This is a genomic window from Caulobacter sp. BE254, from assembly GCF_031457295.1.
Classification (GTDB): domain Bacteria; phylum Pseudomonadota; class Alphaproteobacteria; order Caulobacterales; family Caulobacteraceae; genus Caulobacter.
This window is the reverse complement of record NZ_JAVDWJ010000004.1, coordinates 234,769-255,556: the sequence shown is the minus strand read 5'-3', so window position 1 is coordinate 255,556 and position 20,788 is coordinate 234,769. Positions and strand designations below refer to the sequence as shown.

Annotated in this window: 27 protein-coding genes and 2 pseudogenes; 19 read left to right on the top strand and 10 right to left on the bottom strand. The window is 68.1% G+C overall.

The window, feature by feature from the left end:
• Positions 1-66 precede the first annotated feature (66 nt).
• Positions 67-1,092 (top strand): alpha/beta hydrolase, encoded by a 1,026-nt coding sequence (locus tag J2X41_RS10100; RefSeq protein WP_310081576.1) that lies wholly within the window; start codon positions 67-69, stop codon positions 1,090-1,092.
• Positions 1,093-1,236: 144 nt separating this feature from the next.
• On the opposite strand, the gene J2X41_RS10095 is transcribed toward J2X41_RS10100, so the two are convergent.
• Positions 1,237-1,557 (bottom strand): hypothetical protein, encoded by a 321-nt coding sequence (locus J2X41_RS10095; protein ID WP_310081574.1) that lies wholly within the window; start codon positions 1,555-1,557, stop codon positions 1,237-1,239.
• Positions 1,558-1,669: 112 nt separating this feature from the next.
• Between J2X41_RS10095 and dusA the strand changes: the two genes are divergently transcribed.
• Entirely contained in the window at positions 1,670-2,689 is a 1,020-nt protein-coding gene (dusA, locus tag J2X41_RS10090; protein WP_310081573.1) for a tRNA dihydrouridine(20/20a) synthase DusA, read from the top strand.
• A gap of 75 nt (positions 2,690-2,764) precedes the next feature.
• The gene (locus tag J2X41_RS10085; RefSeq protein WP_310081572.1) at positions 2,765-3,436 is read left to right on the top strand and encodes a hypothetical protein; all 672 of its coding nucleotides are present in this window, start codon (positions 2,765-2,767) and stop codon (positions 3,434-3,436) included.
• Positions 3,437-3,443: 7 nt separating this feature from the next.
• Here the strand turns inward: J2X41_RS10085 and J2X41_RS10080 are convergent, their stop codons facing one another.
• Positions 3,444-3,944 carry a TIGR02281 family clan AA aspartic protease gene (locus tag J2X41_RS10080; RefSeq protein ID WP_028037733.1) on the bottom strand — a complete coding sequence of 167 codons (501 nt, stop codon included), beginning with the start codon at positions 3,942-3,944 and terminating at the stop codon, positions 3,444-3,446.
• A gap of 276 nt (positions 3,945-4,220) precedes the next feature.
• Here J2X41_RS10080 and J2X41_RS10075 point away from each other — a divergent pair, with 276 nt between their 5' ends.
• Positions 4,221-4,577: a hypothetical protein gene (locus J2X41_RS10075; RefSeq protein WP_310081569.1), complete on the top strand. Its 357-nt coding sequence runs from the start codon at positions 4,221-4,223 to the stop codon at positions 4,575-4,577.
• A gap of 7 nt (positions 4,578-4,584) precedes the next feature.
• Here the strand turns inward: J2X41_RS10075 and J2X41_RS10070 are convergent, their stop codons facing one another.
• Positions 4,585-4,806 carry a DUF1289 domain-containing protein gene (locus J2X41_RS10070; RefSeq protein WP_310081567.1) on the bottom strand — a complete coding sequence of 74 codons (222 nt, stop codon included), beginning with the start codon at positions 4,804-4,806 and terminating at the stop codon, positions 4,585-4,587.
• A 132-nt stretch (positions 4,807-4,938) separates the two neighbouring features.
• Here J2X41_RS10070 and J2X41_RS10065 point away from each other — a divergent pair, with 132 nt between their 5' ends.
• From J2X41_RS10065 to J2X41_RS10035, 7 genes and pseudogenes are all read left to right on the top strand, one after another.
• Entirely contained in the window at positions 4,939-5,280 is a 342-nt protein-coding gene (locus J2X41_RS10065; protein WP_310081565.1) for a hypothetical protein, read from the top strand.
• 60 nt (positions 5,281-5,340) lie between these two features.
• Positions 5,341-6,234 carry a nicotinate-nucleotide--dimethylbenzimidazole phosphoribosyltransferase gene (locus J2X41_RS10060; protein WP_310081563.1) on the top strand — a complete coding sequence of 298 codons (894 nt, stop codon included), beginning with the start codon at positions 5,341-5,343 and terminating at the stop codon, positions 6,232-6,234.
• A pseudogene (locus J2X41_RS10055) lies at positions 6,235-6,356 on the top strand (hypothetical protein); the annotation flags it as partial.
• A 138-nt stretch (positions 6,357-6,494) separates the two neighbouring features.
• Positions 6,495-7,709 (top strand): acyl-CoA dehydrogenase family protein, encoded by a 1,215-nt coding sequence (locus J2X41_RS10050; RefSeq protein WP_310081561.1) that lies wholly within the window; start codon positions 6,495-6,497, stop codon positions 7,707-7,709.
• Between the two features lie 53 nt (positions 7,710-7,762).
• Positions 7,763-8,188 carry an endonuclease domain-containing protein gene (locus J2X41_RS10045; protein ID WP_310081560.1) on the top strand — a complete coding sequence of 142 codons (426 nt, stop codon included), beginning with the start codon at positions 7,763-7,765 and terminating at the stop codon, positions 8,186-8,188.
• A 14-nt stretch (positions 8,189-8,202) separates the two neighbouring features.
• Positions 8,203-9,360: an acyl-CoA dehydrogenase family protein gene (locus J2X41_RS10040; protein ID WP_310081558.1), complete on the top strand. Its 1,158-nt coding sequence runs from the start codon at positions 8,203-8,205 to the stop codon at positions 9,358-9,360.
• A 297-nt stretch (positions 9,361-9,657) separates the two neighbouring features.
• Positions 9,658-10,005, top strand: a complete 348-nt coding sequence (locus J2X41_RS10035; RefSeq protein WP_310081557.1) for a hypothetical protein — start codon at positions 9,658-9,660, stop codon at positions 10,003-10,005.
• A gap of 226 nt (positions 10,006-10,231) precedes the next feature.
• On the opposite strand, the gene J2X41_RS10030 is transcribed toward J2X41_RS10035, so the two are convergent.
• Complete coding sequence (locus tag J2X41_RS10030; protein ID WP_310081555.1) at positions 10,232-10,393, bottom strand: hypothetical protein; 162 nt, start codon at positions 10,391-10,393, stop codon at positions 10,232-10,234.
• Between the two features lie 256 nt (positions 10,394-10,649).
• Here J2X41_RS10030 and J2X41_RS10025 point away from each other — a divergent pair, with 256 nt between their 5' ends.
• On the top strand, positions 10,650-10,772 hold the full coding sequence (locus J2X41_RS10025; RefSeq protein WP_310081553.1) for a hypothetical protein: 123 nt from the start codon (positions 10,650-10,652) through the stop codon (positions 10,770-10,772).
• A gap of 40 nt (positions 10,773-10,812) precedes the next feature.
• Here J2X41_RS10025 and J2X41_RS10020 read toward each other — a convergent pair.
• The 3 genes and pseudogenes from J2X41_RS10020 to J2X41_RS10010 all read right to left on the bottom strand — a co-directional run.
• Positions 10,813-11,715, bottom strand: a pseudogene (locus tag J2X41_RS10020) (beta-1,6-N-acetylglucosaminyltransferase); the annotation flags it as partial.
• 353 nt (positions 11,716-12,068) lie between these two features.
• Positions 12,069-12,383, bottom strand: coding sequence for a CC_3452 family protein (locus J2X41_RS10015; RefSeq protein WP_310081552.1), 315 nt, complete (start codon positions 12,381-12,383; stop codon positions 12,069-12,071).
• Positions 12,384-12,457: 74 nt separating this feature from the next.
• Positions 12,458-13,087: a TIGR00730 family Rossman fold protein gene (locus tag J2X41_RS10010; protein ID WP_310081551.1), complete on the bottom strand. Its 630-nt coding sequence runs from the start codon at positions 13,085-13,087 to the stop codon at positions 12,458-12,460.
• Positions 13,088-13,202: 115 nt separating this feature from the next.
• Between J2X41_RS10010 and J2X41_RS10005 the strand changes: the two genes are divergently transcribed.
• The 4 genes from J2X41_RS10005 (at position 13,203) to J2X41_RS09990 (ending at position 16,664) form a co-directional block, all read left to right on the top strand.
• Positions 13,203-14,021 carry a hypothetical protein gene (locus tag J2X41_RS10005; RefSeq protein WP_310081549.1) on the top strand — a complete coding sequence of 273 codons (819 nt, stop codon included), beginning with the start codon at positions 13,203-13,205 and terminating at the stop codon, positions 14,019-14,021.
• Positions 14,022-14,026: 5 nt separating this feature from the next.
• Positions 14,027-15,880, top strand: coding sequence for an ABCB family ABC transporter ATP-binding protein/permease (locus J2X41_RS10000; protein ID WP_404979914.1), 1,854 nt, complete (start codon positions 14,027-14,029; stop codon positions 15,878-15,880).
• Between the two features lie 55 nt (positions 15,881-15,935).
• Complete coding sequence (locus J2X41_RS09995; RefSeq protein WP_310081547.1) at positions 15,936-16,118, top strand: hypothetical protein; 183 nt, start codon at positions 15,936-15,938, stop codon at positions 16,116-16,118.
• 108 nt (positions 16,119-16,226) lie between these two features.
• Positions 16,227-16,664, top strand: coding sequence for a VOC family protein (locus tag J2X41_RS09990; protein ID WP_310081545.1), 438 nt, complete (start codon positions 16,227-16,229; stop codon positions 16,662-16,664).
• A 213-nt stretch (positions 16,665-16,877) separates the two neighbouring features.
• On the opposite strand, the gene J2X41_RS09985 is transcribed toward J2X41_RS09990, so the two are convergent.
• Positions 16,878-17,312, bottom strand: coding sequence for a hypothetical protein (locus J2X41_RS09985; RefSeq protein ID WP_310081544.1), 435 nt, complete (start codon positions 17,310-17,312; stop codon positions 16,878-16,880).
• Positions 17,313-17,418: 106 nt separating this feature from the next.
• On the bottom strand, positions 17,419-18,495 hold the full coding sequence (locus J2X41_RS09980) for an alkene reductase (RefSeq protein WP_310081542.1): 1,077 nt from the start codon (positions 18,493-18,495) through the stop codon (positions 17,419-17,421).
• 187 nt (positions 18,496-18,682) lie between these two features.
• Here J2X41_RS09980 and J2X41_RS09975 point away from each other — a divergent pair, with 187 nt between their 5' ends.
• The 3 genes from J2X41_RS09975 to J2X41_RS09965 all read left to right on the top strand — a co-directional run bounded on the left by J2X41_RS09975 (position 18,683) and on the right by J2X41_RS09965 (position 20,118).
• Positions 18,683-18,898 (top strand): hypothetical protein, encoded by a 216-nt coding sequence (locus J2X41_RS09975; RefSeq protein ID WP_310081540.1) that lies wholly within the window; start codon positions 18,683-18,685, stop codon positions 18,896-18,898.
• Between the two features lie 5 nt (positions 18,899-18,903).
• Positions 18,904-19,110 (top strand): hypothetical protein, encoded by a 207-nt coding sequence (locus J2X41_RS09970; RefSeq protein WP_310081539.1) that lies wholly within the window; start codon positions 18,904-18,906, stop codon positions 19,108-19,110.
• A 66-nt stretch (positions 19,111-19,176) separates the two neighbouring features.
• On the top strand, positions 19,177-20,118 hold the full coding sequence (locus tag J2X41_RS09965) for a DUF808 domain-containing protein (protein WP_310081538.1): 942 nt from the start codon (positions 19,177-19,179) through the stop codon (positions 20,116-20,118).
• Positions 20,119-20,149: 31 nt separating this feature from the next.
• On the opposite strand, the gene J2X41_RS09960 is transcribed toward J2X41_RS09965, so the two are convergent.
• The gene (locus J2X41_RS09960; protein WP_310081537.1) at positions 20,150-20,755 is read right to left on the bottom strand and encodes a sigma-70 family RNA polymerase sigma factor; all 606 of its coding nucleotides are present in this window, start codon (positions 20,753-20,755) and stop codon (positions 20,150-20,152) included.
• Positions 20,756-20,788 lie beyond the last annotated feature (33 nt).

Genomic DNA, 20,788 nt, shown 5'->3' with positions numbered 1-20,788 from the left:
CGACGCATCCGCGCATCTGACCCGCTGACCCGCCCAACCCGTATCGCCTCTTTCCGGGAGAGATCAATGCCCCTGGTAGCCAACGCCCGCCGGCGTTTCATTCATAAGGTCGGCGCTCTGGCGGGCGCGGCGACGATGTCGCCGTTCGCCGTCACCAGAGCTATGAGCCCGTCCGCTGGGGTAACGTTCGGCCCCCTGCGGCAGGTGCGCGCTGGAGCGTTGGACATCGGCTATATCGACGCCGGCCCTATCGACGGCCAGGTCATCATTCTTCTGCACGGCTGGCCGTACGACATTCACGCCTTTGTCGAGGTGACGCCCTTGTTGACGGAGGCAGGCTATCGGGTCGTCGTGCCGCATCTCCGCGGCTATGGTACGACCCGGTTCCTATCAGACGATACCGCGCGCAACGCGCAGCAGGCCGCCCTGGGCATGGATGTCGTCGCCTTGATGGACGCGCTCAAGGTTCAAACGGCGGTGATCGGCGGCTTCGACTGGGGCGCGCGAGCGGCCAATGTGGTCGCGGCGCTGTGGCCCGAACGATGCAAGGCGTTGGTGTCGGTCAGCGGTTATCTGATTGGAAACCAAGAGGTCAACAAGTCGCCCTTGCCGCCGACCGCCGAACTGGCCTGGTGGTACCAGTTCTATTTCGCGACCGAGCGTGGCCGCGTCGGCTACGAGCGCAATCGGCGCGACTTCGCCAAGCTTATCTGGCAGATGGCCTCGCCGCGGTGGCGGTTCGATGATGCGACCTTCGATCGATCGGCGGCGTCGCTCGACAATCCCGACCACGTAGCGATCGTCATCCACAACTACCGTTGGCGTCTGGGGCTGGCGAACGGCGAGGCGCAGTACGACGACCTGGAGCAGCGGCTGGCATCCGCCCCGGTCGTCAGCGTGCCAACGATCACCATGGAGGGTGACGCCAACGGCGCGCCGCATCCAGAGCCAACAGCCTACGCCAAGATGTTCTCGGGGTCCTATAGCCATCGCCTGATCAGCGGCGGCGTCGGCCACAACCTTCCGCAGGAAGCGCCCAAGGCCTTCGCCGATGCCGTTCTATCGGTCGCGCGACAAGAACAGCGTCGCTAAGCCGCCGGCGAACGTCAGCTTCCGTGACTAGAGCATCGCGCGGAAAAATGGACGCCAGTTTTCCGCAAAAGCGATGCGAAACAAAAGTCTAGAGCAAACCGCGCGATTCCTAGCCCTCTGCCGCGCGCTGGCGTCCGAAGTTGATCAGGGCTTCACGGTCGAGATCCGGTGGGCGAACACGGCCCAGCCGCTTCCGAAGCATGTCCAGGCTGGCGGCCTTCGAGCGTCCTGGTGCGCGACCGACTGCTTTGGCGTCTTCAATATGAAGTCGATCAGATCGGCGAAATTTCGTATGCCTTGGACGGCCTTCGATGTCGGCTTTCGACCGATGTCTATCTCGCGCTCGATCCGTCGAGCCCACATGTCCGCGTCTTTGCGGTGGATGAAGGTCTGGCTGGCATATTGGCCTCCACGGCGAATGACGGCTCGCCATTTGCCCGACGGGAGTTTTTGGATAGATGCCAAGCGTGTGCGCCTCGTGTTCAGTGAAGAGGCGTAGGGTGGCGAAAAGTGTCGTGCTAAGGCGTACAAGGGGCGAACTTGGGCGCGTTTCGGAGCTTTGAATTTAGTCGAAAAAATGAAGAAATTTCAACCGCATAGATTGTCCGTTGCCCCGATGATGGACTGGAGCGACCGCCACTGCCGGTCGCTGCACCGGGTGCTGTCGCGCCGGGCGCTGCTCTATTCCGAGATGGTGACCGGCGGCGCGGTGCTGAACGGCGACCGCGACAAGCTGCTGGGCTTCGACGCGGGCCAGCATCCGGTGGCGCTGCAGCTGGGCGGGTCCGAACCCGCCGACCTGGCCGCCGCCGCCAGGATCGGCGAGGACTGGGGCTATGACGAGATCAATCTGAACGTCGGCTGTCCGTCCGACCGCGTGCAGAGTGGCCGGTTCGGGGCCTGCCTGATGCGCGAGCCGCAACTGGTGGCCGACTGCATGGCGGCCATGGCGGCGGCGGTGTCCGTGCCGGTGACCGTCAAGTGCCGGATCGGCGTCGACGACCAGGACCCGGAACGGAGCCTGTTCGAGCTGGCCGACCTGTCGGCCCAGGCCGGCGTCACCACCTTCGTGGTCCACGCACGCAAGGCCTGGCTGAAGGGGCTGTCGCCGAAGGAAAACCGCGACGTGCCGCCGCTGGACTATCCGCTGGTCCATCGGCTGAAGCGCGAGCGCCCGGACCTGACGATCGTGATCAATGGCGGCATCCCCGATCTGGACGTGGCGCTGGCCCAGCTGGAGCACGTGGACGGGGCGATGCTGGGCCGGGCGGCCTACCATGAGCCGGGCCTGCTGGGGCAGGTCGACCGGCGGGTGTTCGGCGAGGACGTCGCCGATATTGACGCGTTCGAGGCGGTCGAGCTCTACAAGCCCTACATCGCCGCCCAGCTGGCGGCGGGCGTGCATCTGGCGGCGATGAGCCGTCACATGCTGGGCCTGTTCCACGGTCTGCCGGGCGCGCGCGCCTGGCGCCGGATCCTGACTGTCGAGGGCGTGGCGGCCGGGGCGGGGCTGGAGGTGGTCGACCGCGCTCTGGCCACCGTCCGCCAGGCGATGGACGCGCGCGAGGCCCGGGCCCTGGACATGGTCGCCAGCTAGCCCTGGGAACAACGGACGCGATTGCGCGGTTAACGAACCTCAGGGTCGGGGTGAAGCCTGATGCGAGGTCGCGAAATGTTACGTCTCCCCCTGGTCGCCATGTTTCTCGCCGCCACGGCCGCCGTTCCGTCCTTGGCGCGGGCTCAGGACGGCCGCCTGGCCGTCGGCGCCAATATCGGCACGCCCGGCCTGGGGGCCGAGTTGCAGTACAAGCTGAGCGACAATTTCGTCGTGCGGGGCGGCGGCGACTGGATGAACGTCGATCATGACCACACCTACAGCGGCGTGGATTATTCGGCCAAGCTGAAGACCAGCACGGGCGGCGCCTTCGTCGACTGGCATCCCGGCGGCGGCGGCTTCTTCCTGTCGGGCGGCAGCTATTTCGGCGAGCGCAAGGCGCGGCTGGACGGCCGGCCCACGGGACCGACCCAGATCGGCGACCTGACGTTCACGCCCGAGCAGATCGGCACGATCCGCGGCGATGTCGAGATGTCCAAGACCCAGCCGTTCCTGGGCCTGGGCTGGGACAACACCTTCACGCGCAACAGCCGCTGGGGTTTCCGGGTGCTGGGCGGCGTTTCGTTCAGCGACAAGCCCAAGGTCGACCTCACGGCCACCGACGGCACGCTGGCTGGCGATCCGACCTTTCAGGCCGAGCTTCAGCGGGAAGAGGACGACGTCCGCGACGACGCCAAGGGCTTCAAGTACTTCCCGATCGTCCAGGTCGGGTTGAACTACCGGTTTTAAGCCAGGCTCAGGAGCGCAGGACCAGCGCGCGCGGCGTGGCCTGGAAGCTGGACAGCCGGCCCAGATAGCTCATGCCCAGCAGCGAGGTCTCCAGGCCCTTCTCGACGACCAGGGCCTCGACGTCGCGCACCTGGGCGCCGGCCACCGAGACGCTGGCCAGCTTGACCGAGGCGGCGCGGGTCTCGCCCGAGGCGGTCATGACCTTGTAGCTGTAGTCGAGGGCCTTGGTGTCGATGCCCAGCCGCTTGGCGTCGGTCTGGCTGAGGGCCACGGCGGTGGCGCCGGTGTCGATCAGGAAGCGCACGGCGCGCCCGTCGACCTTGGCCTCGGCCCAGAAATGGCCGTCGGCGGCCTTGACGATCTGGGCTGCGCCGTCGTCGGCGGTCGCCACGGCGGGAGCGGGGCCGCGCAGATCCGGCTGGCGCGGGGCGTCCAGCGACACGACGGCCTTCGCCGCCCCGATCGCCGAGAGCGCCCCTACGATTGCGATGGCCGCGAACTTGAACATCGAAGTCACCCCGCCATACCGGCTTGCTAGCCGTTTCTACGGCCGTTGCGGGGAGAATAGTCGCGAATGGGTTTGCAATCGGTGAATCGTAGCGTTCACAGTTCGGTAAAGTTAACAAACCGCCGAGTGAATGGAAAATTAAAAAGCTGTAATACTTACCAATGCTAACGTTACGTCTAAGTAATGTGCAAGATGACTTCGATTTAACTTCAATTCGGCACGCCTCGGCGGCATATGGCTGTTCATCAAATCAGTGCTTGTTGAGGGAACAACGCCATGAAGAAGGTCATCATCGCCGCCGCCGTTGCGCTTTCCGGGCTGGCCGGAGCGGCCCAGGCCGCCGAAATCAGCAACACGCAGTTCCTGCAAGCCGCCCGCTGCCGTGGCCTGGCCGCTTCGGAAGGCCTGGGCAAGCTCGACACCGCTGGCATCGATGCGTTCCTGAAACAGGAAACCGGCGCCCGCGAACTGCCGGTCCGCGCGTCGGCCAACAACAAGATCTCGGGCGCGCAGAAGGAAGGCGACAAGGCCGAGGGCGCCAAGAAGGAAAAGCTGCTCGCCGAACGTTCCACCACTTGCTCGGCCTGGCTGGGCGGCGCGAGCACCGGCGCGGCGATGAACACCGCGAACTAGGGACCGTTTAGCCCTGGCCGATCATCAGATTGGCCATCGGGTCCGGGCGACGAGGCAGGTCGGCCATGATCGCCGCCCGCTCCTCGTCGCTCAGCCGAGCCCAGCCGGCGATCTCCGGAAGGGTTCGCCGGCAGCCCAGGCAAAAGCCGCTTTGCCCATCCACCGCGCAGACCTTCACGCAAGGCGTCGCGATCGGGCGGGGAGGACGGACGCCGGGAGGCGGCGCCATAGGCGGGGGTGAAGTCATGGTCCCGAATGTCGCCGCTGCGGGTCGGGCGCGCAAGCGCGTCTCGTCCATTCGATGTGTTCCGCGTCTCCCATCCTCCATCTTGAAAACCCATCCCGCCAAGGAGAATTCCCCATGCGTATCTTGAGCGCCGCCCTCGCCGCGACCCTCGTGGTTTCCGTTGCGGCGCCCGCCCTGGCGGCGGAGCGCATCAGCGACGGCGCCTTGCTGCGCGCCTCCCGATGCCTGGGTTTGGCCAAGGCCGAGAGCCTGGGCGCCATGGACGCCTCTGCTCTCGAGGCGTTCGTCAAGGTGCAGCGGCGGGGGCGTGAGCCCCTCATCCGCGATCGGGCGAACACCGCCGAACAGACCGCCAGGAACCAGGCCGCCAAGGCCGAGGGTGACGCCAAGGCGTCCCTGATCGCCGAGCGTGACGGTGTCTGCAAGGCCGTGGTTGCGGCCTCCGCCGCGAGCTGATCGCGATACTGACGCCGACACCCTTTGCATGAGGCGCGGGCTGGCTTAAGCCCGCGCCTCATGACTGCTTCCTCATCCGCCGCCTCGCCCTTCGACGACATCCGCAAGCTGGCCGCCGACGCGCCGCCCGCTCCGACCTCGGACCTCGAGGGCGGTGATCGCCTGGCCGCGATCTCGGCCTGGCTGACGGCCTGGACCGGCAAGACCCCGCCGGCGGTGCTGCGCCCGGTCGTCGCGCTCTATGCCGGGGCGCGCCAAGGCGTGGGGCCGCGCGGCTACGCTCGCGAGCGGCTGGAAGTCGTGGCCGCCGGCGGGGCCAATGTCTGTCGCATCGCCGGCGTTCAGGGCGCGGGCCTGGAAGCCTTCGACCTGGCCATCGACCGCCCGACGCCCGACGCGGCCATCAAAGCGTCGATGAGCGAGAAGGAATGCGCCGCGACCATGGCCTTCGGCATGGAGGCCCTGGCCAAGCAGCCCGACCTGCTGATCCCCGGCGTGATCGCCGCCGAGACCGACCGCGCCGCCGGCGCCATCGCCCTGGCCCTGTTCGGCGGCGAGGCCTCGGACTGGAGCGACGCGCCCGAACCGGTCGCCGCCGCCGTGGCCCGCGCCGCCGGCGAGGATGACCTGTCCGATCCGTTGCAGGCTCTGCGCCAACTGGGCGGTCGCGAGACCGCCGCCCTGGTCGGGGCGATCCTGGCCGCCCGGGTCCAGAAGGTCCCCGTTCTGCTGGACGGCTATGCCGCCGCCGCCGCCGCCGCGGTGCTGCACGCGATCGATCCGGCCCTGGTCGCTCACTGCCAGGCCGGCCATGTCGGAACCGCCAAGGGTCATGCCCGCCTGCTGGAGGCGCTGGGCAAGCGGCCGCTGATCAACCTGGACATCGCCGAGGAGGAGGGCGTCGGCGGGGTGACGGCCTTGGCTCTGGTGCGGCTGGCCTGCGAGGTCCGGTGACGCCCTGCGTCCTTCGAGGCTCGCCTTCGGCTCACACCTCAGGATGAGGAACTCCGTGACGCTGCTCGCACAGATTCCCTCATCCTGAGGCGCCCGCGTCGCGGGCCTCGAAGGACGCATGACCTGTCCGTTCCAGCGGCCACCTGAACATTGTTTACGTTGACGCTAAGGTCATCTTTCCAAACGTTCGTTCGAACTCTAAGGTGACTCCCGAAAGCCAAAGACGGTCCCCCAAGAGGGCCGATTTCCGGGAGTCCGCCATGAACCTCGATTTCTCGCCCGAAGACGTCGCGTTCCGCGACGAGGTCCGCGCCTTCATCGCCGAGAACTACCCCGCCGGCCTGCGCGAAAAGCAGGAGGAGGGCGAGGAGATGGCCAAGGAGGACTTTCTCTCCTGGCACCGCGTCCTGGCCAAGAAGGGCTGGGTGGCGCCGGCCTGGCCGGAGAAGTACGGCGGTCCGGGCTGGACCTCGGTGCAGCGCTACATCTGGTCGGAGGAGACCGCCCGCGCCGACTGCGTGCCGATCCTGCCGTTCGGCATCAACATGGTCGGGCCGGTGATCTACACCTTCGCCACCCCCGAGCAGAAGGAGCGCTTCCTGCCGCCCACCCTGTCGGGCGACATCTGGTGGGCCCAGGGCTATTCCGAGCCCGGCGCGGGGTCGGACCTGGCCAGCCTGAAGACCAAGGCCGAGCGCTTCACCGGCGACGACGGCAAGGAATACTACCTGGTCAACGGCCAGAAGACCTGGACCACCCTGGCCCAGCACGGCGACTGGATCTTCTGCCTGGTCCGCACGGACCCGACCGCCAAGATCCAGGAGGGCATCTCGTTCCTGCTGATCGACATGAAGTCGCCGGGCGTGACCGTACGGCCGATCATCACCCTGGGCGGCGAGCACGAGGTCAACGAGGTCTGGCTCGAGAACGTCAAGGTGCCGGTCGAAAACCGCATCTACGAGGAGAACAAGGGCTGGACCTGCGCCAAGTTCCTGCTGGCCCACGAGCGTAGCGGCATCGCCGGCGTGGCGCGCTCCAAGCGCGGCATCGAGCGTATTCGCCAGATCGCCGCCGCGGAACTGGGCGACGACGGCCAGCCGCTGCTGGCCGACCCGGCCTTCAAGCGCAAGGTCGCCGACCTGGAGATCGACCTGACGGCTCTGGAATACACCGAGCTGCGCACCCTGGCGGGCGAGGCGGCCGGCAAGGGCCCGGGTCCGGAATCCTCGGTCCTGAAGATCAAGGGCACGGAGATCCAGCAGCGGATCACCGAACTGGTGCTGGAAGCGGCCGGCCACTATGGGGCGCCATATTTCCGCGGCTTCCCGAACGACGGCGACAACGCCCACCCGATCGGCCCCGACTTCGCCCACCGCGCCGCCCCGACCTATTTCAACGTCCGCAAGACCTCGATCTACGGCGGATCCAACGAGATCCAGCGCAACATCATCGCCAAGATGGTGCTGGGGCTTTGATCATGGCCTGAGCATTTGCAGTTCCCCTCCCCCTTGCGGGGAGGGGGTAGGGGGTGGGGGTGTCAGCACGAACGCCAGGACCTTTGCACACATCCGAGCGGGCCGATCGAGCAGCCCGTCGAATGCGCCGCGAGCCGACCCTGGCCGAAAAGCTGTTCTGGAAGGCGTTGCGAAAGGTCGAGATTCCCGGATCGCACTTTCGCCGCCAGTCTTCCCTTGGTCCCTACGTCGTGGACTTCGTCTGCCACCATCATCGTGTGATCATCGAGGTGGACGGTGGAATTCACGACTTGCCCCACGTGGCGTCCCGCGGCGCCGAACGCCAATCCTGGCTTGAATCGCGTGGCTATACGGTCATCCGTATTCCAAACGAGCTGGCCATCTACGACCCGCATACCGCCGTCCAGCGCGTAATCTCGATCCTCGACGCTGGCTCCCCCACCCCCAACCCCTCCCCGCAAGGGGGAGGGGAGCGATAAGAGGAAACCGCCTCATGGACTTCAACTTCACCGAAGAGCAGTCGATGGTCCGCGACACGGTCGCGAGCTTCCTGCAGGACAAGTACGACTTCGAGACCCGTCGCAAGATCGTGGCGTCCGACAGCGGTTGGCGCGCCGACTACTGGAAGGCCTTCGCCGAGGAGCTGGGCATCCTGGGGGCCTCGTTCAGCGAGGAGCTGGGCGGCCTGGGCGGCGGCGCGGTCGACAACATGATCATCATGGAGGAGTTCGGCAAGGCGCTGGTCATCGAGCCCTATCTGGGCACGGTGGTGATCGGCGGCGGCTTCATGAAGCACTCGGGATACGCCGGCGCGGCGTCGGTGATCGAGGACATCGTGGCCGGCACGACCACCATCGCCTTCGCCTATGCCGAGCCGCAGGCCCGCTACACCTGGCGCGACCTGAAGACCACGGCGAGGAAGGAAGGCGCGGGCTACGTCCTGAACGGCCACAAGGCCGTGGTGGTCGGCGCGCCGTTCGCCACCCACCTGGTGGTCACGGCCCGCACGGGCGGCGCCCAGCGCGACGCCGGCGGGGTTTCGGTGTTCCTGATCGACAAGAGCCTGCCGGGCGTCGTCACCCGCGACTATCCCACCGTCGACGGCGGCCGCGCCTCGGAGGTCTATTTCGAGAACGTCTCGATCCCGGCCGACGCCCTGGTGGGCGAGGAGGGCGGCGGCCTGCCCCTGGTTGACAAGGTGATCGACGAGGCCACCGCCGCCGTCGGGGCCGAGGCCGTGGGCGTGCTGCGCAGGCTGCACGAGGGCACGCTGGACTACGCCAAGCAGCGCAAGCAGTTCGGCACGGCCATCAGCAACTTCCAGGTGCTGCAGCACCGGATGGTCGACATGTTCATCGAGGTCGAGCAGGCCGTGTCGATGACCTACATGGCCACCATCAAGCTGGACGAAAGCGACGACGAGCGCGCCAAGGCCGTCTCGGCCGCCAAGGTCCGCATCGGCCGGGCCTGCAAGTTCGTCGGCCAGAACGCCATCCAGATTCACGGCGGCATGGGCATGACCGACGAACTGGCCATCGGCCACTACTTCAAGCGCGCCTCGATCATCGAGGGCCTGTTCGGCTCGGTCGACCATCACCTCAAGCGCTACGAATCGCTGTCGTTCGGACCGGCGAACAGCCAAGCGGCCTGACGGCCCCTGGAGACCAATCGGCCGGGTTGGTCCTTGGCCGGATCGGTCCTTGGAAAGAAAGTCCGCTCCTTTGAGCGCCAGGTCGGCCGGATTGGGGTCTAGGCGGCCCTATCCATCCGTAGAGCCTCTTCGCCTCTCGCCAGATCGAGGGCTTCGTGTCGAGCGCATGGCGCGGGTGTCGAACCGCGTCCGGTCGCGGACGCCCTATGCCAGGGTCGAGGATGTCCTGACCACGCGCATAATGGCCGGGTCCTCCCCGATCGCGCAGGCTGAGGCCACCCGAATCCGGAAACCGGCATGACCGCTCTCGCCCCATCCGGCGTCGGGCTCGCCAGCGACCGACAATGGGCCGAAAAAGGAGACTCCGGACAAATGACCCATCGCCCCCCTTCACCAAGCTTCGCCAGAGACATCATGCCGATGTTTCGGCCAGACGACATCGCCTGCATGCGGCCCATGGGCGTTCGGCTGAACAATCCCGACTGGATGACCGATCCCGGCGGCGATCCCGAGCATCCCGACCATGCCAACGCGCGGCGCGTGTTCGCGGTGCTGAAAAAGGGTTCGATGCCGCCTGACCAGCCGTGGTCCAATGCGTGGTTGGCCATATATGACGACTGGATGGCGAACGGCTTCGCCCCTTGAGACGGGTACAGTTGGAGCGATCGCAAAGTCTGCATTCCGGCAGCAGTTCAACATAAGCTTCTGGCGCAAATCGGCTTCACGGGGCGCGATCTCGCCCCAGCCGCGAACCACCGAGCATCACTTTGCTGAGTTTTGGTCAGCCTTCCTCAACCAGGTCGAAGAGCGCGGGGCCAAGGCCGCGTTCAGCGCTTGGTCCGCCAGGGCGAAGCCACGCCCGGCCAGCTCGTTATTGGCGCACGGCGATGCCGAGCAGGTTCGAGGACGCATCCAGGACGTCGGAGCGGAGGTCGCCGCGCAGAGAGTTTTCAAGATCACCGAAAGCCCAGCGCCCGCCAGCGGATTCCAGCGAGTTCTCAAGCGCGTGGTCGTCGAGCGGAACACCGTCCACGGACGACGGAGGCTCGCAGACGAAAGCGCTCGCGACAGGCCATCGCGGGCGCTTTTTTCCTTGCGGGCAAGGGCTTTGCGGCAAGGCGATTGCGTTCGTCCGTGTGCGGATTTCGTCAGGGTTCGGACTGTTCCTGTTGCGTCAGGACGCCGTCGGCGCATGCTTTATCTTGACGCGCTGACGACTAGGAGGGGGGAACCCCTGTAAGCCGCGCGCGTCTCCTGGGTCCGAACGACCTGTCTGGGAGGCGCCGCCGATGAACGTATCCAGAATGAGCCACGCCATGCTGTCCTTCGCCCTGATGGGCGGGATGCTGGTCGGAGGAAGACGGACGCCCAAGCCGACGGTCTCGGAACCGTCGAAGGGCTCGAAGACGTAGGCGAGAGGGCGGACGGGTGTTTCCCGTCCGCCGGATCGTCCTAGGCGGTCAGCAGCTCACTCGCGGCCACGATCCGGGTCTTGGCCGGCGCCTGGTCCCTGTTGGCGACGTCCTGGGTCCGCAGGTGGGCCTCGAGGATGTCGAGAATTTCGCCGTCGACCTCGGCGTCGAACTTGCGCGCGAAAAGGTCCGTGCTGGTCGTCAGCGACACGGCGTCGACGGCCGTGAAGGTCCGGGGGCGCAGCTTGATGTCGCCGTCCGGAATCCAGTCGATCATCCGCTTGTCGTCATTGATCACCTCGCCATGGGCGGCGGTGTTCATGATCACGGTCTGGAAGAAGCCTTCGTCGGCGATGAAGGTGTTGCGATAGAACGCCTTGTAGCGCTCGACCGACGGATCGTGACAGACGAAGTCGCAGAACCTGCGGCTGACGATCTTCCACTGGGTGCCGATGTAGGGCGTGGCGCCGTCGAGGAAGAGGCGGGTGGCCAGGGTGTCGATGATGCGGCCGCCCAGCTCCTCCACATGCCGCAACACGCGACCCATGGTGTCGGGCCGGACCTTGGCCTGGTCGAGCACCCGGATGAATTCCTGGCCTCGGTGACGCGTCAGGAAGGCCTTGATCCGCTTCTGGGTCATCAGCGGGAAATCCTGGCCGCTGAGGTTGATGAAGTGGGTCCAGTCCTTGCCCATCTCGAGCAGCTTGGCCATGCCGCGCAGTTCGGCGTCGACCAGGCTATAGCCGCCCCACAGGGCCTTCTTGCTCTCCAGGACGGCGGCGTTGGGATAGGCCGCCAGGAAGCCACGGATGTCGGCCTCCAGGACCGGGCCGGAATTCTTGTCGACGTGCACGAGGTAGTGGTTGTCGGGATCGTGGATGGCCTTGAAGAGGCGCTTGAACTGCTCGGGATAGCGGTGAACGAGGACGAGATAGGCGATCAAGGCGACGCTCCTGGATGGCGCCATGCGCGCCAAGAAATGATTGGGGACGGCGAGCCGCCGGGCGCGGAGCATCGCGCGCGGGCCTGGCCCGGCGGCGGATGTTCACGTTCGGCGAGGCTCACCGGTCGGCGTCGTGTTTTCAGGGTCGAAGAGGAGCGCCCGTATGTCCGGCGCGTGGCGGGCCGTTCCGCCTGCGAGGCGCACGAGCCGATGGCGCGTCTGCGCGCCTTGCCGGCAGTCCTATCATGTCTCGGGGTGTGGCGCGGATAAATCGACGCGCTCGGCCGGCGCTCCGAGGGACCAGGCCGGGACGCACGCCGCATCGTTTCGACACGGCGTGCGAGTCGTCGGTCCTACGACTTGGCGGCGGTGTTGCAGTCGGCGATGCCGGCGGCGTCCAGCTCCTGGCCGCGATAGTTGAAGGAGTCGACCGCGCCGAGTTCGGCGGCGACCTTGCGGCAGGCGCGGCCGATCGGCAGCGACTTGACCTGCGGGGCGGCGCAGACGTCGCCGTTGCAACGCCACATGGCGCCGTCCTGGATCAGGGTGGGCGCCTTGGCGGGCGCCTTCAGCTTGAGAACCGCGCCTTCGGCCGCGAACGCGCTGGTCGCCACACCGAGAGTGGACAGGGCGGAGGCCGCGACGAGCGCGGTCAGGAAGATACGCATGCTTTTGTTTCCTATTATCCCCTAGGGCCGACATCGGGAGGCCGGCTGGGGACAAAATTGGTTGCGTTTCGCAACTAAGTCAACAAACGAACGTTTGACGCGGCCTCTTCCTGGCCGATTTCCGCCAGCCAGGCCAGCAGGGCGGGCGTTATGTCGCCGGCCTTTTCGACCACCCGCCAGGCGTTGGCCAGCGAGGGCGGGGTCAGGCCCTGGTCGATCGTATGTTGCAGCAGGGTGAACAGCGGATTCCAGAAGCCGTCCGGATTGTGGAAGACGATCGGCTTGCGGTGCAGGTCCAGGCGCCGCCAGGACAGAAGCTCGATGATCTCCTCCAGGGTGCCGATGCCGCCGGGCAGCACGACGAAGGCGTCCGAACGCTCGAACATCATCATCTTGCGCTCGTGCATCGAGGTGACGATCACCGTCTCGACATCGTCGAACGGCTGCTCGCGGCCGCGCAGGAACTCGGGGATGATGCCCAGGACCCGCCCGCCGGCCGCGTGGGCCCCTCGCGCCGTGGCGCCCATCAGCCCGACGCCGCCGCCGCCATAGACCAGTTTCAGCCCGGCCCGGGCGAAGTCGCCGCCGATCTCGAACGCCGCCTGGAGGAAGGCCGGGTCGGCGGTGTTCGACGAGCCGCAATAGACGCAGACGGCCGGAGCGGCCTCCGCGGCGACGGCTTGGCCGCTGGACAGGTCGGGCATCGTCGTCCACTCCAGAAAATAAACAGCGCGCCGGTCCTTGTCCCCAAGGGCGGCGCGCCGCACGTGAACAGCCAAGAAACGGGCCGTCGGGGCGTCGTCGGCCGTTGGATACGCCATGATCAGGATTCGCGAGATCGGTTTCAAGTCGGCCTGGGCCGTCGCGGCGCTGGCGATGCTGGCGCTGGGCGCCTGCGGTCGCGAGGACAAGGGCTGGCGCCACGATCCGGCGACGGCCAAGACCGAGCAGGTTTCACTGCGCGACAGCTATCTGAAGCCGCCCAGCGTGGCGGCGGCGGTCCGGCAGGGCGACGCCGTGGCGCTATCGGGCCAGGCCGAGCCCCTGGCCAGCGTCAGGCTGGGCGCGCCGACCGGCGAGGCGCTGCTAGGCAAGGCCGACGCGACGGGCGCGTGGCGGCTGGTGGCGCCCCTGGCCGCCGAACCCCGGCTCTACGGCCTGTCGATGACCATGGAAGGGCGCATCGTCCAGGCCCAGGGCTATCTGATGGTCGCGCCGAACGGGACCGCGGTGCTGCTGCGCGCGGGGGCTGGGGCCGAAGTGATGGGGCAGAGCTCGCCGTCGCCGCGCATCCTGGCGATCGACTATGACCGAAGCGGCGGGAGCGTGGTCTCCGGCGTCGGCGCGCCGGGCGCGGGACTGGGCGTGCGCGTCGACAGGGTCACGCGCGGCGAAGGCAAGGTGGACGGGGAGGGCCGCTTCTCGATCTCGCTCGACCAGCCGCTGGCCGGCGGAACCCACGTGATCCAGGTGGCGGGCGAGGGGGGCGAGCAGCAGGTGGCGGTCGATGTCGGTCCGCCCCTGCCGCCCACCGCCGGTCCGGCGGCCTCGACGCTCACGGCCGCGGGCTGGCGGATCGATTGGATGACGCCAGGCGGCGGCGTGCAGAGCACCCAACTGCTGGGCGCCGCCCGATGAGGGGCATGGCGTCGCGAACCGGCGGCGGGACGGTCGCGCCTCCCGAGGTCAAGGCCAACGGCTGGAAAGCCCTGGCCGACCTGTTCAGCCTGGTGATGCGCTCCAAGGCGCCGGGCCTGCGCTGGCGGGTGACCCTGGCCCTGGTCTTCACCTTCGCGGGCAAGTTCCTGGGCGTGATCGCGCCGCTGCTGCTGGGCAAGGCGGTCAACGCCCTGAGCGCGGGGCAGGGGGCAACGGTGCAGGTCGGCCTGACCTTCGCCGCCCTGGCCGGCGGCTGGGCCCTGATCCGCTTCGTCGCCGCCGTCGCGCCCCAGGCGCGCGACGCGGTGTTCACGCCCGTGGCCCAGGCGGCCCAGACCCGCGCGGCCGTCGAGACCTTCGCCCACGCCCTGTCGCTGTCGATCGACTTCCACCAGACCAAGCGCACCGGTTCGCTGTCGCGGGTGATCGATCGCGGCGCGCGGTCGATGGACTTCCTGCTGCGTGGCCTGGTGTTCAACATCGCCCCGACCGCGGTCGAGCTGGTGATGGCCGCCATCGTGCTGGCCAAGGCCTATGACTGGCGCTTCGCCCTGACGGCGGTGGTCACGGTGGTGATCTACGGTGTGGTGACCTTCGCCATCTCCGACTGGCGGATCGGCCATCGGCGGGTGATGAACGAGGCCGACGCCGAGGCGGCCGGGCGGGCCGTGGACGCGCTGCTGAACTACGAGACGGTCAAGGCCTTCGGGGCCGAGGACCGCGCCGTCGGCGGCTACGATGCGGCCCTGACGGCCTATGGCGCGGCCAACATCAAGGCGACCAACTCCCTGACCCTGCTCAACACCGTGCAGTCGGCGGTGATGAGCCTGGGGCTGGGCGTGATGGCCATCCTGGCCGGCGGCGAGGCGGCCGCGGGCCGGATCGGGCCCGGCGACGTCACCGCCGCCGTGCTGATCCTGGTCAATCTGTACGGGCCGCTGAACATCCTGGGCTTCGCCTATCGCGAGATCCGCCAGTCGTTCATCGACATGGAGGCCATGCTCGAGCTGCGCCGGGCCCAGCCCGACGTGGCCGACGCCGCCGACGCGATCGACCTGCCGCCGCCCGCCGATCGGCGGGGCGGGGCCGTGGCCTTCGAGGGCGTGTCGTTCCGCCATGGCGCGCGCTCGGAGGGCCTGCAGGCCGTGACCTTCACCGCCCAGCCGGGGACCACCGTGGCCATCGTCGGACCGTCGGGCGCGGGCAAGACCACCCTGGTGCGCCTGGCCTTGCGAATGATCGATCCCCAGGCCGGCCGGGTCACCCTGGACGGCCACGACCTGAGGGCCCTGAAGCAGGCCTCGCTGCGCCGGGCCGTGGCCCTGGTGCCGCAGGACGTGGCGCTGTTCAACGACACCCTGATGGCCAACATCGCCTTCGCTCGTCCCGACGCCTCCGAGGCGGACGTCTGGGCCGCGGCCGAGGCGGCGGAGCTGGGCGAGTTCATCCGAAATCTGCCGGAGGGCATGGAGACCAAGGTCGGCGAGCGCGGCCTGAAGCTGTCGGGGGGCGAGCGCCAACGCGTGGGCATCGCCCGGGCCCTGCTGGCCGATCCCCGCGTGCTGATCCTGGACGAGGCCACCAGCGCCCTGGACAGCCGCACCGAGGCGGCCATCCAGGCCACCCTGCGCAAGGCTCGCGCCGGGCGCACTACCCTGGTCGTCGCCCACCGCCTGTCGACCATCGCCGACGCCGACGAGATCATCGTGCTGCGCCGGGGCAAGGTCGTGGAGCGCGGCGGCCACGCGACGCTCCTGGAGGCCGGCGGCGAATACGCGGCGTTGTGGCGGCGACAGACTCGGGAGAAACCTGTGGAGGCGGGGGCGGTCGTCGATTGATATCCGAAAATCGCCATTGTAGAACGAACATAGAACATCAACGGCGATGACTGTCATGCTGACGCGAAAGATCGATCGGGCCCTGGACGCCATGGCCGCCTGCAAGGACCGGGTGCCGGCCCTGCGCGAGATCTACCGCGCCGACAGCCCCGAAGGCCTGGCCCTGGGCCACCTGATGGAAGCGGTCGAGCGGGCCCAGCAGGCGTTGCAGGGCCCGGCCGCACGGGCCGGCGAATAGGTCTTCCGGGTCGTTCAAGCCGACAAATGTGGGGTGCGGCGCGGCGGGCCGCGGCTGTATCCTGCGTCCACGCCCGATCCGATCCGGGAACCGCCCCAGGAGCCGCCCATGCGCTATCTGCACACCATGGTCCGCGTGAAGGACCTCGACGCCTCGCTGGGGTTCTATTGCGAAGGCCTGGGCCTGACCGAGATGTACCGGATGGAGAACGACAAGGGGCGCTTCACCCTGGTGTTCCTGGCCGCGCCGGAGGACGTCGAGCTGGCCAAGGAGCGCAAGGCGCCGCTGGTCGAGCTGACCTACAACTGGGATCCCGAGGACTATCAGGGCGGCCGCAACTTCGGGCACCTGGCCTACCGGGTCGACGACATCTACGAAACCTGCCAGCGGCTGATGGACATGGGCGTGACGATCAACCGCCCGCCGCGCGACGGCCACATGGCCTTCGTCCGCTCGCCCGACAACATCTCGATCGAGCTCTTGCAGGACGGCAGCCTGGACCCGGCCGAGCCGTGGGCCTCGATGCCGAATACGGGGGCGTGGTAGGCGGCGTCGATCCAGCCCAAACGCGTTCCCAAACGCATTCAAAGGTTGTCATCCCGGAAGCCTCGCAAAGGCTGTCCGGGACCCAGGGGACTGGGCTGATGCGGTGCGGCTGTCCTGGGTCCCGGACAAGCGCTGCGCCCGCCCGCCGTGAGGCGGGCCGCTTGCGCGACCCGAGGCCGGGATGACAACTTCAGGAGTACCCGGACGGAGCCCCTAAACCAGCTTCACCCTCGGCTCCGGCGGCTCGTAGGCCGCCGCCAGGGCCTCCAGGCGATGGCCCGGGTCATCGATGATCGCCAGCCAGGCCAGGCGCGCCAGCTCCAGCCGGTAGTCGGCCGCGTAGCCGGTCGAGAACGGCGACTCGGCGCTGCCCGGCGGTTCGGCGGCCTTGGCGTTGACCAGCTTCTGGCGGGTGAGGACGGCGGGGCGGTCGATCAGGATCTCGCCTTCGCCGCCCGCCACCCAGCCGTCGACCAGGGCGCAGGCGGCCACCGCGTGATAGACCATGATGGGCAGGACGCGCTTCTGGGGCGCGGGCTCGGCCACCATGGCCGGCTTGGCGGCGTTGGCCGGGCTGGTGATCCGGAAGGCCAGGGCGTTGGCGCCGCGTTGCAGGACGGTCTTCCAGTGATCGTTGGTCGCGCTCATGGTTAAGCCTGTATCCGCTACGCGCCGACTGGTGAAGACCCAACGCGGCAAATGGCGCAGCGGATACAGGCTTGGGCGGAAATCCCGCCTTCGCAAGCGCCTTGGCCTATTCGGCCGCGGCGGCGACGAGCGTCTTCAGGACGGGGTAGTCGGTATAGCCGCGACCATCGCCGCCGTAGAAGGTCGACGGGTCCGGATCGTTCAGCGGCGCGCCCAGGCGCAAGCGCTCCACCAGGTCCGGATTGGCGATATAGGCCTTGCCGAACGCCACGGCGTCGGCCTTGCCCGCGTCCAGGGCCGCCTGGGCGGTGGCGGCGGTGAATTTCTCGTTGACGATGTAGACGCCGCCGAAGGCCTTCTTCAGCTCGGCGGCCAAGCTGTCGGGGCCGTCATATTCGCGGGCGCACAGGAAGGCGATACCGCGTTGGCCCAGTGCCTTCGCGACATAGCCGAAGGTCGCGGCCAGGTCGCTGTCGCCCATCGAGTGGCTGTCGGCGCGCGGCGCCAGGTGCACGCCGACCCGGCCGGGCCCGAACACCGAAGCGGCGGCGGCGGCGACCTCCAGCATCAGCCGGGCGCGGTTCTCGATCGAGCCGCCGTAGCGGTCAGTGCGCTGGTTGGAGCCATCCTGCAGGAACTGGTCGATCAGGTAGCCGTTGGCGCCGTGGATCTCGACGCCGTCGAAGCCGGCGGCCTTGGCGTTTTCGGCGCCTTTGCGGAAAGCCTCGACCACGCCGACGACTTCCTCGGCGGTCAGGGCGCGAGGCGTGGGGTAGGGGCGTTCGGGGCGCAGCAGGCTGACATTGCCCTTGGCCGCGATGGCGCTAGGACCGACCGGGAGTTCGCCGCCGTGGAACGACGGATCGGAAATCCGCCCCACATGCCAGATCTGCATGAAGATGCGGCCGCCCTTGTCGTGCACGGCCTGGGTGACCTGCTTCCAGCCCTCGACCTGTTCCTGGGACCAGATGCCGGGCACGCCCTGGTAGCCGACGCCCTGCGGGACCACGGGCACGCCCTCGGTGATCAGCAGGCCGGCCGAGGCGCGCTGGGCGTAGTAGTCGGCCATCAGGGCGTTGGGGATCTGGGTGGGGCCGGCCCGCAGGCGGGTCAGCGGCGCCATGACGACGCGGTTGGGCAGCTCGAGGTCGCCAAGGCGAAGCGGATCGAACAGAGTGGGCATGAAGCAGTCCCTGAAGCGTGCGCCGACCCCGCGTCGGCGTCCCGCTTATCTGGCGCGTCCTCTGGAGACTGCAACTGCCACAGGCTCTGATTTTATTCTGACGCGCACCGCAGGGAATCTGAGGGAGCGCGACGGGGAACGGCCGGGCCCGCCGGTCGTTGGCTTGGGACGAGACTGGAGAGCTTCCATGGCCCAACCCGACGTCACCAACGGCGACGAAGCCGACGACGCCTACGATCCCTCGACCGTCGAGGCCAATCGCAACATCCAGCAGGGCGGCGGCGTGGGCGCCCGCGACCTGTCCCGGCAGGACGAGCCGGCCGAGATCGTCACCCCCGACGGCGATGGCGGCGACGACGACGCGCCCGTCGAGGCGCTGGGCACAGCGCATCCGAAGGACTGACCCACATGGCCGAACTTGACACCGACAAGCGCGACAAGTTGCCCGACAAGGCTTTCGCCGAGCCGGACAAGCGCGCCTATCCGATCGAGGACAAGGCGCATGCCCGCAACGCCAAGGCCCGAGCCAGCCAGGCGGTGAAGGCGGGCCGGATGTCCGAGGCCGAGGAAAGGCGGATCGACCGGAAGGCCGACGCGGTTCTGAAGAAGGGTTAGGGCTCGACCGAAGCGAGCGGTCCGGTCTATTCGCCTAGCCTGATCCTTCGCTGCAGAGACTCCGCCATGCCCTCCGGCCTCGCCGCCCTCCTCGACGACATCGCCGGCATCACCAAGCTGGCCGCCGCGTCCCTGGACGACGTCGGCGCCGCCGCCGGCAAGGCGGGCACGAAGGCGGTGGGCGTGGTGGTCGACGACACCGCCGTCACCCCCGGCTACGCCATGGGCTTCACGCCCGACCGCGAACTGCCCATCGTCTGGAAGATCGCGGTCGGTTCGTTCCGCAACAAGCTGCTGTTCCTGCTGCCCGGCGCCCTGATCCTCAGCGCCTTCGCGCCCTGGGCGGTGACGCCGATCTTGATGGTGGGCGGGGCCTACCTGGCGTTCGAGGCCACGGAGAAGATCATCGAGGCCTTCGCTCACCATGAGGTCGCCGGCGAGGAAATAGAGGACCTGGCCCTGAGCAGCGCGGAACTGGAGGCCCAGAAGGTCGGCGGCGCCATCCGCACCGACCTGATCCTGTCGGGCGAGATCATGGCCATCGCCCTGGCCGACGTCGCCGACAAGCCGCTGGCCATCCAGGCCGCGGCCCTGGCGGTGATCGGGGTGGCGCTGACGATCGCCGTCTACGGCGTGGTCGCGCTGATCGTGAAGATGGACGACATCGGGCTGCACATGGCCCAACGGTCCAACGCCGCGACGCGGGCCTTCGGGCGCGGGCTGGTCAAGGCCATGCCGGTGACGATGGAGGCCCTGACGGTGATCGGCACGGCGGCCATGCTATGGGTCGGCGGCGGCATCATCGTCCACGGCCTGGAGCATTTCCACCTGACCCCCGTGCCGCACTGGGTCGAGGGCGCGTCGCACTGGGCCGGCGGGGCTCCGGTGGTCGGGCCGGTCACCGGTTGGCTGGCCACGGCGGCGGGCTCGGCGGTGGTGGGGCTGGTCGTCGGCGGCGCGATCGTCGGCGTGCTGCACCTGATCCCACGCAAAAAGGCGGCGCACTGAGGCGCCGCCCTTCGCTTGGTTTCGAGATCGGTCAGGCGGCGCGCGACGCCGTCCGGTAGTCGTCGATGCGCCGGAAGATCGCCGCCATGGCGGCGTGGGCCGGCTGGTGGTCCTCGGTGATCTTGCCCTCGGCGAAGATCAGGGCCAGGCGGTCGCGAGCCCGGCTGACGCGGCTCTTGATGGTGCCCAGGGCCGCGCCGGTGACGTCGCTGACTTCCTCGTAGGACATGCCGGCGGCGCCGATCAGGATGAGGGCCTCGCGCTGGTCGGGCGGCAGCATGTCCAGCGCCCGGCGCATCTCGTCCAGTTCCAAGGCGGCCGTCGGGTTGGTCACGGACACCAGGGTCCGTTCGGCGACCTCCGGATCGAGGGGGCACGAACGCCACGAGCGGCGCTTTTCCGAATAGAAGACGTTGCGCAGGATCATGAAGGTCCAGGCCTTCATGTTGGTGCCGGGCTGGTAGGAGGCGCGGGAGGTCAGGGCCTTGGCCAGGGCGTCCTGGGCCAGGTCGTCCCCATGGCTGGCGTTGCCGGTCAGCGAACGGCCAAAAGCGCGCAGGTGCGGGATCAGGCTGACGAGCTCGCGCTCGAAGGTGGCCTGTTCCGTGGTGATGTGGGTCGAAGTCGGATTGATCATGCGATGTTCCCCGTTCGGAGATTAAACGCGCTC

What these genes read in the sequence shown, in the direction of transcription:
- J2X41_RS10070 (WP_310081567.1), bottom strand. Translation starts at nt 4,806, where the DNA reads ATGGCGCCGCCTCCCGGCGTCCGTCCTCCCCGCCCGATCGCGACGCCT.
- dusA (WP_310081573.1), top strand. Translation starts at nt 1,670, where the DNA reads ATGAAGAAATTTCAACCGCATAGATTGTCCGTTGCCCCGATGATGGAC.
- J2X41_RS10005 (WP_310081549.1), top strand. Translation starts at nt 13,203, where the DNA reads ATGATCAGGATTCGCGAGATCGGTTTCAAGTCGGCCTGGGCCGTCGCG.
- J2X41_RS10040 (WP_310081558.1), top strand. Translation starts at nt 8,203, where the DNA reads ATGGACTTCAACTTCACCGAAGAGCAGTCGATGGTCCGCGACACGGTC.
- J2X41_RS10015 (WP_310081552.1), bottom strand. Translation starts at nt 12,383, where the DNA reads ATGCGTATCTTCCTGACCGCGCTCGTCGCGGCCTCCGCCCTGTCCACT.
- J2X41_RS10050 (WP_310081561.1), top strand. Translation starts at nt 6,495, where the DNA reads ATGAACCTCGATTTCTCGCCCGAAGACGTCGCGTTCCGCGACGAGGTC.
- J2X41_RS09960 (WP_310081537.1), bottom strand. Translation starts at nt 20,755, where the DNA reads ATGATCAATCCGACTTCGACCCACATCACCACGGAACAGGCCACCTTC.
- J2X41_RS09980 (WP_310081542.1), bottom strand. Translation starts at nt 18,495, where the DNA reads ATGCCCACTCTGTTCGATCCGCTTCGCCTTGGCGACCTCGAGCTGCCC.
- J2X41_RS10065 (WP_310081565.1), top strand. Translation starts at nt 4,939, where the DNA reads ATGCGTATCTTGAGCGCCGCCCTCGCCGCGACCCTCGTGGTTTCCGTT.
- J2X41_RS09995 (WP_310081547.1), top strand. Translation starts at nt 15,936, where the DNA reads ATGCTGACGCGAAAGATCGATCGGGCCCTGGACGCCATGGCCGCCTGC.
- J2X41_RS10060 (WP_310081563.1), top strand. Translation starts at nt 5,341, where the DNA reads ATGACTGCTTCCTCATCCGCCGCCTCGCCCTTCGACGACATCCGCAAG.
- J2X41_RS09965 (WP_310081538.1), top strand. Translation starts at nt 19,177, where the DNA reads ATGCCCTCCGGCCTCGCCGCCCTCCTCGACGACATCGCCGGCATCACC.
- J2X41_RS10035 (WP_310081557.1), top strand. Translation starts at nt 9,658, where the DNA reads ATGACCGCTCTCGCCCCATCCGGCGTCGGGCTCGCCAGCGACCGACAA.
- J2X41_RS10075 (WP_310081569.1), top strand. Translation starts at nt 4,221, where the DNA reads ATGAAGAAGGTCATCATCGCCGCCGCCGTTGCGCTTTCCGGGCTGGCC.
- J2X41_RS10025 (WP_310081553.1), top strand. Translation starts at nt 10,650, where the DNA reads ATGAACGTATCCAGAATGAGCCACGCCATGCTGTCCTTCGCCCTGATG.
- J2X41_RS09970 (WP_310081539.1), top strand. Translation starts at nt 18,904, where the DNA reads ATGGCCGAACTTGACACCGACAAGCGCGACAAGTTGCCCGACAAGGCT.
- J2X41_RS10010 (WP_310081551.1), bottom strand. Translation starts at nt 13,087, where the DNA reads ATGCCCGACCTGTCCAGCGGCCAAGCCGTCGCCGCGGAGGCCGCTCCG.
- J2X41_RS10000 (WP_404979914.1), top strand. Translation starts at nt 14,027, where the DNA reads ATGGCGTCGCGAACCGGCGGCGGGACGGTCGCGCCTCCCGAGGTCAAG.
- J2X41_RS10100 (WP_310081576.1), top strand. Translation starts at nt 67, where the DNA reads ATGCCCCTGGTAGCCAACGCCCGCCGGCGTTTCATTCATAAGGTCGGC.
- J2X41_RS09990 (WP_310081545.1), top strand. Translation starts at nt 16,227, where the DNA reads ATGCGCTATCTGCACACCATGGTCCGCGTGAAGGACCTCGACGCCTCG.
- J2X41_RS09975 (WP_310081540.1), top strand. Translation starts at nt 18,683, where the DNA reads ATGGCCCAACCCGACGTCACCAACGGCGACGAAGCCGACGACGCCTAC.
- J2X41_RS10085 (WP_310081572.1), top strand. Translation starts at nt 2,765, where the DNA reads ATGTTACGTCTCCCCCTGGTCGCCATGTTTCTCGCCGCCACGGCCGCC.
- J2X41_RS09985 (WP_310081544.1), bottom strand. Translation starts at nt 17,312, where the DNA reads ATGAGCGCGACCAACGATCACTGGAAGACCGTCCTGCAACGCGGCGCC.
- J2X41_RS10080 (WP_028037733.1), bottom strand. Translation starts at nt 3,944, where the DNA reads ATGTTCAAGTTCGCGGCCATCGCAATCGTAGGGGCGCTCTCGGCGATC.